Here is a 7,459-nt window from a genome sequence, read left to right as displayed (position 1 = left end):
CGGGGCATCCATAACTTCATCGAAGTCACGTAGACCGCCCGGTAACAAGCTTGCCTCCGGACGGGAGTGATCGATTGCGACGGGGTGTCGCCGATCATCGGCCGAATGCGCTCGCGTTCCTGTCCGATCAGGGCGGGACGCGTCGAGTCGGAACCTCTTGCCGCGCGCGGCGCTTGACCGGATATGCAGGTCTGCCGCTTCGACAATTCCTCGATCATCGACCGTGCGGGTTTCGACGACGAAGCGAAGCTTCTGTGTCTGCGCTTCATCGATGCCGGCTGCTATTTCTACTTCGGAGTTCCGCGCAGCCTGTTCGATGCCCTGTGCGCGGCCGAGTCCGCCGGGCAGTTTTTCAACGAACATATCAAGGGGCGTTTCCGCTTCGAGCGCGACCCCGACCAGCGACGCTTCGGTCCCGGACGCGGCGCATGAGCCCGGGCGCCGCCGGTGACTGCTCGCGTGCGAGATAGCCGATGCCGGTCGGATCGCAGTGGATGCGATCGTCGTCACCTTGCTCGCACCCGGCCGCCATCGCGGCGGGTTCCGCCCCATCAGGCCGTGTTCAAGGAACTTTCGAATCCGGGTGGCGTTTACCGAGCGTCAACTGCAATCGACAGGACCGTGGTTTCGCTGCGTCCGGGCATGTGTTCCGGACTATCAGACCGTGCGTCCGCAAAACGGGAGAAGACGCATGTTCAGATGGGCCATTATTTTCGCTGTCGTCGCGCTTGTCGCAGCGTTGCTCGGGTTCGGCGGCATAGCGGGCCTTTCGGCCGATTTCGCCAAGATACTGCTCGTCATCGGCGTGATCCTTTTCATCCTCGCCTTCGTGTTCGGGCGCGGACGGCGTACGCTGCCGTGATGACGCAGGGAATCGCGGCCCCCGGCCGCGATCCCGAACTGGTCCGGCGATTTATCCCCCTCGACCGCCGCGAGCATCCGGTCGCCCATGGCCTCAGGACAGGGCTCAGGGCTCGCACCGGGCGTGCTCGGCGAGGCCGCGGCGGCGGAAATGCATCGCAAACAGGCATGACCGGGTTCGGGCAGGCCGCCGGATAGCCGGTATTGCCCGATTATCGGGATAGCCGGTCCGGTTAGGACTTGCTTATCCGGCCCGGGCAAAACATTCTGGGCAAAGGGGCCCCGAGAGGATCTTGCAGTCGTCCATGCTCATTTGCCGACCCGACCAGAGCCCGCTTCGTATCCTTCGCGAAAAGCTCACGGCCGACCCGTCGCGGGTGGTGCTGCGCCCCTTTCATCTCGCCTGGCAATCGAATGTCTCGGAGCCGTCGCGTTCGGCGCAGCTCGTGAGCGACATCCTGCGGCTCGACGAGGAGGAAGCCGAAGTCGAACTCGGCCTCGTCTGGAAGGATTTTTCGGAACGCCACTGGCAGATCGGCCGGATATTCGACGAGCGCTTCGCAGAGATCGCCGAGGATCTGGGACTCGAGGCGGGCGCGATATCGCCGGTGAAGCGCCGGCTGATCGGCGCCTTCTTCTGTCACGAGTACAGCTACGCCGCGGCTGCCCTGATGAACCCGAGCATCGTCCTGCATCCGGACCAGAGCGGTCTGGATGCCGAGCAACTGCGGTTCGTCATGTCGATGCGCGCGGTGGGCGAGGGGCATATCAGTTCGATCGCGTTTCGCGAGGGGATCGTCGGACCGGACGGGGACTTCCGGCTATGGCCACAATCGGGGCCAGCCATGGCGGCGGTTGTCGACGACCGGCACCATCTGGCCCCCGAGGATGCGGTAACGGTGCACCGCCAGCCCGACAGTCCGATTTCGAACAGCGTGCTCTTTCCGGTGACCGAAGCGCAGCGCAACGGCCTCGAGGATTTGCGGCTGGTCCGGTTTGAACACGACGACGGAAGTACCGAGTATCTGGGCACCTACACAGCCTATTCGGGCCATTCGATCCGCTCCGAACTGCTTCGCACGAACGACTTCGCGGCCTTCTGCCTCGAGCCGCTTTCGGGCCGTGCCGCCCGCAACAAGGGGATGGGGCTGTTTCCGCGCAAGGTTGGCGGCCGCTATCTGATGGTCGGGCGGCAGGACGGCAAGAATATCACCCTGCTCGCATCCGACAGTCTCACCAACTGGGACGATGAGGGGCGGCGGTTGCTGAGCCCGGCTTTTCCCTGGGAATTCGTGCAGATGGGCAATTGCGGCAGCCCGATCGAATGCGACGAAGGCTGGATATTGCTGACTCACGGGGTGGGTCCCATGCGCAAATACAGCCTCGGTGCCGCGCTTCTCGACAAGGAGGACCCTTCGAAAATCCTCGGTCGCACCGCCTGTCCGATCCTGTCGGCGGCCGAAAGCGATCGCGAAGGCTATGTGCCCAATGTCGTTTATACCTGCGGCGCGCTCGCGATCGGACACGAGCTTTTCATTCCCTATGGCATATCGGACAGCGCGATCGGCTTTGCGACGACGACCGTGCCCGATCTGCTCCGGTCGATGGTCTAGGCTCCGCGTTCCTTCGGACCGCGCGAGGCCGACGAGGAAGTCGGCCTCGTCCATCTGGCCTGCTCCGCGGGCGGGGCGCCGATTGCAAGTCGCACCTGTCATTTCGGCGATATCGGCCGGACGACGGCGCGCGACCGGGCCGTCGCCGAGGTGCTTGCGATGCTGCGCGACCCGGTGGAACTGCCCTCGGCCGCAAGGCGGAATCACCGCAACTTCGGCGGTCGGGCCGGGGCGGGGAACATCGATCCGCTTCGCGGTTTGATCGGACGTGTCGCGGGCGTCCGCGTCCGGGAAGGAGCAACGCCATGGGTTTCGCAGTCGATCGCCTGATATTCGGACCCGACGATGTCGACCTGTCGCGATCGCCGCTTGCGGGACATCTGGAGGCCGAAACCTTTACGCTCGGCGCCTTCAATCCGGGCCTCGCACGCCTTCCCGACGGCAACCTTCTTATGCTCGTGCGCGTCGCGGAAGCGCTTCGCGAGCCGGTCGCGAGCGGGCATGTCCACAGCATTCGCTGGGAAGACGGACGCTATGTCCGCGATGCCTGGCCGCTCGAACTTTGTGATACGGCCGATCCCCGCAAATTCCTCGTCCGCGGGGGCAGCTGGCAGGTCATGGCGCTCACGTCGCTTTCTTGGCTGCTTCCGGTCGAGCTGACCCCCGACGGGCTGGAGGTCGTTGCGGTCCATTACGACCGGGCCATCGCGCCGCACGCCGCCTTCCAATGCTATGGCGTCGAGGATGCGCGGATCAGCCATATCGACGGCCGCTGGCTGATGACGAGTTGCTCGGTCAGTCCCGAGCGGCATTCGACGACGCTCTACAGCTCGGACAACGGTCTCGACTGGCGCTTCGAGGACATCGTCCTCGATCATCAGAACAAGGATATGCTGATCTTCGAAGGGAAAGTGGGTGGTCATTACTGGGCCCAGACGCGCCCGCTCGGCGCGCTCTATTTCACCTATCCGCCGGGAAGCCCGTGGAGCGCCGGACCATCGATCAACCTCGCCTCTTCGCCCGATGCGCTGCACTGGAAACCGCGCCGCGAGCCGGGCCTCCGGCCGCATGCCGACACGGTCGCGACCGCCCGCATGGGCGGCGGAACCCCGCCCATTCTCACGGACCGCGGATGGCTGACGCTCTGGCACGGCGTCGAGCCGAAGGAGATGGTCGGCATTTACCGCACCTATTGGTCGCTGCTCGATCCCGACGAGCCGTCGCGCGTCGTCGGCAGCGACCACCAGCCGCTTATCGAGGCCAATCCCGATCTGACGCGCCCGCTCGAGGACAGGATGTATGTGCGCGACGTCGTCTTCACGACAGGGATCGCCGATGCCGGCGACCATTTCATCGTGGCTTCGGGAGAAGCCGATCTCGCTTGCCGCATCACCCACATTCCGAAGTCGCGCTTCGGTCTCTGATCGCTGGGCAAACGCCTCAGCCGGCGAGAGCGGGTACTGTCGATCCTTGTCGGGGCTCGGCTGCGACTGCCTCGCCGCGCCAGAACATGCCGGCCATCGTGCGATACGCGAGGTGGAAGGCCAGAATGGACTCGGCGCCGCTGTTGCGGTTGACGCCGCGCGGGGTCAGTCCGTCGAGGCAGCGTCCCGAGCTGAGGTCGCCGAGCGCGACGCCGCGATCGTTTCGGCCGAGGAACCAGGCGAATGCGGTTTCGGCATGATCGCGCCAGACTGACTGTCCGGTCAGCGCGAAGGCCGTGCCGCACGCAGCGACCGTTGCCCAGGCCTCGAGCGGCTGCTGGTCGAAGGGAAGCGCCTCGCCCTCGCGATCGAAGCTCTCCGATCCGACGGCGCGAAAATGACCCCGACTTGCGGTCTGGAAGGTCGCGAGCCAATCGAGCGCGGCCAGCCCGGCCGCTTCCTCGGGACGCGAGGACAGGCGGCGGCCGGCGCGGATGAGCGCCTCGGCGAGCCGGGCATTGTCGTAGGCGAGGCTCGCCTCGAACCAGTCCCAGCCGGGGCGGCGGGCCGATTTCCAGAGCGCGCGGAGGAAGGCGCCGCCGCGCTCGATGATCGGGCGCGCCAGACCATTGTCGGGATCGCGGTCCAGCCGCTCGTCGGCGCCGAGCACGGCGAAGGCGATCGCGCGCGGACTCTTGAAATCCCTGACCATGGGCGCGGTCCGGTCGAAAAGGCCCGCGGCCCATTCGCGCATCCCCGCGTCGCGCGCGTGTGCGGAGGCATGCCCCAAGGCCCAGAGCGTGCGTCCGTTGCTGTCTTCCGATCCGGTTTCCTCGAGCCAGCGCCGATCATATCCCATGAAATTCCGGAAAGCGCCGACATCCGGGTTCCAGCCGTGCTGAATGAAGCCGGCGAAAGCGCGCGCGCGGGGCGCAGCCTCCTCCTGCATCCTGGTGGGCAGGCTGTGGACGAGCATGAGCGCACGGGCATTGTCGTCGATGCAATAACCGTGCGACCGGTCGGGCAGCATGTGCACCGCGTGCTGCAACATCCCGACATCGTCGCACATGGCCCAGACGCCGGCGAGCGCCGGACCGCGCTGGCCGGTCGGCGTCGCCTCGGGAGCCGTGACGAGATCGTCGATCAGCGCGGCACATTGGCGCGCTATGCCTCCCCACGCTGTCCGACGGCCCCGCGCATAGGCGCGATGCTGAACCGCGCGGCGTTCGTCGGGCGCCGCCAGCAGCATGAGCACGGCCTCGCTGATCGCGTCGCTCCCGGTTCCCGGCAGCAACAGGCCGATATCGTCCGCAAGCAGTTCGCGGGCGTGAACGAACGGGGTCGATACCACGGCGCGGCCGAGTGCGACCGCGTAGGCCAGGGTTCCCGACGTGATCTGCTGGAGATTGGGATAGGGCGCGACATAGATGTCGCAAAGCTCGATCTGGTCGAGCAGTTCCTCGGTATCGAGGAAGCGGTTTTCCCACGCGATATTGCCGGCGACCCCGAGACTCTGTGCGAGTCGCTCGAGGCTGTCGCGATAGGACTCGCCCTCGGCCGCGACGAGATTGGGATGGGTCGCCCCGACGATGCGGTAAAGGACGCGGGGGTATCGGGCCACGATGGCGGGTAGCGCCCGGATGGCCGCTTCGAGGCCTTTACCCGGTCCGATGAGGCCGAACGTCGAAAGTATCGGCCGGTCGGCGAGCCCGAGCGTCCGGCGGAGCGCGCTCACTTCCTTGTAGGGACGGTCGGGCGTTCCATGCTCGATCAGCGCGATCTGATCCGGCGCCGCGCCATAGACGTCGGTCAGCGTCATCCGGCCATAATCGCTCATCACAACGAGCTTGCCGGCACGCGAAACGAGCCGGTCCATGACATGGCGCTGCGCCGGGCTCGGCTCGGCGAGCACGGTGTGCAACGTGACGATGAGCGGCGCGGCGACCCTATCGACGAGCTCGAGAATCATGTCTCCGGCCGAGCCGCCGAAAATCCCGAATTCATGCTGCAGCCACACCGCGTCGGCGCCGCTCGCATTGATGGCGGCCGCCGCGTCGCGGTAACTGTCGATGCTCTTCTCGTCGATCGCTTGCCGGACCTCCGCGCCGACCGGCTGGTCGGGCTGGCTCCGCATCGCATAGACATCGATTTCCATATGCGGCGAATGCGCGCCCAGATGATCGAATATATCGGCGGTGAAGGTGGCGATGCCGCACTGCCGCGGGCGGAAGCATCCGATGAGGGCGATACGGCCGGCGCCTGCGGCGGGCGCGCGCCGGAGATGACTTTCCTTGACGGGCGATGCAATCTGGTCATCGAAATGGCCGGGAAAGAAATGGTCTTCGCGATCGAATTTCATCATCTGTCCTCGTCTGTCCGTGCCGGCACACGCGCGCCGTACTGCCCCGCGCGCCGGACAGGGCGCGAGACCTGGGCTGTTCTCCCGGAGACTATGGTTATCGATCGACCAACGCCGCGCTCTCGGTGCTGGTTGCAGTGCGGCAAGCTCGAACGGCCGATATTTCAGGCCGGATTGATCCAGGTTAGTCGGAACGGTGCACAACGTGTCATCGATGACGGTCCGGCACCCGGGCCGGCATGGCAAAGTGCCGCTCCGTCACAGATCACAAGCGCCCAACGGTCGTTGCATTGCTCTTCGGCAATTTCGGGAGCTGCGCCGGCGCCGCTCATCTCGAACTCGACGCGCCCCGGCAGACCGGCACCGTCATCGTCGAAATGAAGGCTGTGACAGCGGCGCTGGTTTCGCGTCCCTTGCCCCATGTCGACGAATGGCCGGCCTTGTTTCGACCCGTGCTGAAGCCCCGCATTAATTCGGGTTGCGGCGCGCGATCGAACCGCGGAAAAGCTTGCCCGGGGCGAACGGGGTGCAGGCATGATATCGAAGCACAATATTCTGATCGTGGACGATCACCGCATAACGCAAAGCGGGCTTCGTTTCCTGTTCTCGTCGCTGGATCGCTATGCCGTGGTCGGCGCGCTCGATCGGGGAGCGACCGTCAATGCTTTCGTTCAGTCCCAACCCGTCGATCTGGTCATCCTCGACCTCAATCTGCCCGATGTCCGCGGGATCAATGTCCTCGCCGAAATCGTCGGATCGCGCGACATGACGGTGATCATCCTGACCGGCGAGACCCATCTCAACGAAATTCATTCGGCGCTCAAGCTCGGCGCGCGTGCTGTGGTGAGCAAATCCGATCCGCCGGATCATATTGTCGCGGCTTGCGACGCGGCGCTTGCGGGCGAAGTCTACGTCTCGCCGCATATCGAAGATGCGCTCGGCAAGTTTCAGCAGCCGCCCGTTGCGCTCTCGTCCCGCCAGATGGCGATACTCCATTATCTTGCGCAGGGCGAGACGAACAAGGAAATCGCCTATCGCCTGGCGATCGCGCCGCCGACCGTTTCCTTCCACATAGCCGAGCTCCGGCGCAAACTCGACGCTCCGCACAACCGCAAGATCGTGGACCGCGCCAACGAGCTGAACCTCCTCTAGCCGCTCTTATTCGTGACGATGTTGTTCTTGGGGAAGATCAATCGTTGGCG

At 65.2% G+C, this 7,459-nt stretch carries 6 protein-coding genes; 5 read left to right on the top strand and 1 reads right to left on the bottom strand.

Features of this window, described 5'->3' with window-relative positions; all coding sequences use genetic code 11:
- Positions 1-183: 183 nt before the first annotated feature.
- The 4 genes from JHC57_RS19935 to JHC57_RS19920 all read left to right on the top strand — a co-directional run bounded on the left by JHC57_RS19935 (position 184) and on the right by JHC57_RS19920 (position 3,898).
- Positions 184-432 (top strand): KTSC domain-containing protein, encoded by a 249-nt coding sequence (locus tag JHC57_RS19935; RefSeq protein WP_294032339.1) that lies wholly within the window; start codon positions 184-186, stop codon positions 430-432.
- 259 nt (positions 433-691) lie between these two features.
- On the top strand, positions 692-862 hold the full coding sequence (locus JHC57_RS19930; protein ID WP_294032338.1) for a DUF1328 domain-containing protein: 171 nt from the start codon (positions 692-694) through the stop codon (positions 860-862).
- A 304-nt stretch (positions 863-1,166) separates the two neighbouring features.
- Positions 1,167-2,474, top strand: a complete 1,308-nt coding sequence (locus tag JHC57_RS19925; protein WP_294032337.1) for a glycoside hydrolase family 130 protein — start codon at positions 1,167-1,169, stop codon at positions 2,472-2,474.
- 305 nt (positions 2,475-2,779) lie between these two features.
- Complete coding sequence (locus JHC57_RS19920; protein WP_294032336.1) at positions 2,780-3,898, top strand: glycosidase; 1,119 nt, start codon at positions 2,780-2,782, stop codon at positions 3,896-3,898.
- Between the two features lie 16 nt (positions 3,899-3,914).
- Here JHC57_RS19920 and JHC57_RS19915 read toward each other — a convergent pair whose 3' ends face one another.
- A complete protein-coding gene (locus JHC57_RS19915) occupies positions 3,915-6,260 on the bottom strand; it encodes a glycosyltransferase family 4 protein (RefSeq protein ID WP_294032335.1) in 2,346 nt (781 codons plus the stop codon).
- Between the two features lie 531 nt (positions 6,261-6,791).
- On the opposite strand from JHC57_RS19915, the gene JHC57_RS19910 reads away from it, so the two are divergent.
- Entirely contained in the window at positions 6,792-7,409 is a 618-nt protein-coding gene (locus tag JHC57_RS19910) for a response regulator transcription factor (RefSeq protein WP_294032334.1), read from the top strand.
- Positions 7,410-7,459 lie beyond the last annotated feature (50 nt).

Origin of the sequence: Sphingopyxis sp. (assembly GCF_016463645.1) — a bacterium.
Lineage (GTDB): Bacteria > Pseudomonadota > Alphaproteobacteria > Sphingomonadales > Sphingomonadaceae > Sphingopyxis.
Note: the sequence above shows the minus strand (reverse complement) of the source record. Positions and strands in the feature narration are given on the sequence as shown.

What these genes read in the sequence shown, in the direction of transcription:
- JHC57_RS19935 (WP_294032339.1), top strand. Translation starts at nt 184, where the DNA reads ATGCAGGTCTGCCGCTTCGACAATTCCTCGATCATCGACCGTGCGGGT.
- JHC57_RS19920 (WP_294032336.1), top strand. Translation starts at nt 2,780, where the DNA reads ATGGGTTTCGCAGTCGATCGCCTGATATTCGGACCCGACGATGTCGAC.
- JHC57_RS19910 (WP_294032334.1), top strand. Translation starts at nt 6,792, where the DNA reads ATGATATCGAAGCACAATATTCTGATCGTGGACGATCACCGCATAACG.
- JHC57_RS19925 (WP_294032337.1), top strand. Translation starts at nt 1,167, where the DNA reads ATGCTCATTTGCCGACCCGACCAGAGCCCGCTTCGTATCCTTCGCGAA.
- JHC57_RS19930 (WP_294032338.1), top strand. Translation starts at nt 692, where the DNA reads ATGTTCAGATGGGCCATTATTTTCGCTGTCGTCGCGCTTGTCGCAGCG.
- JHC57_RS19915 (WP_294032335.1), bottom strand. Translation starts at nt 6,260, where the DNA reads ATGATGAAATTCGATCGCGAAGACCATTTCTTTCCCGGCCATTTCGAT.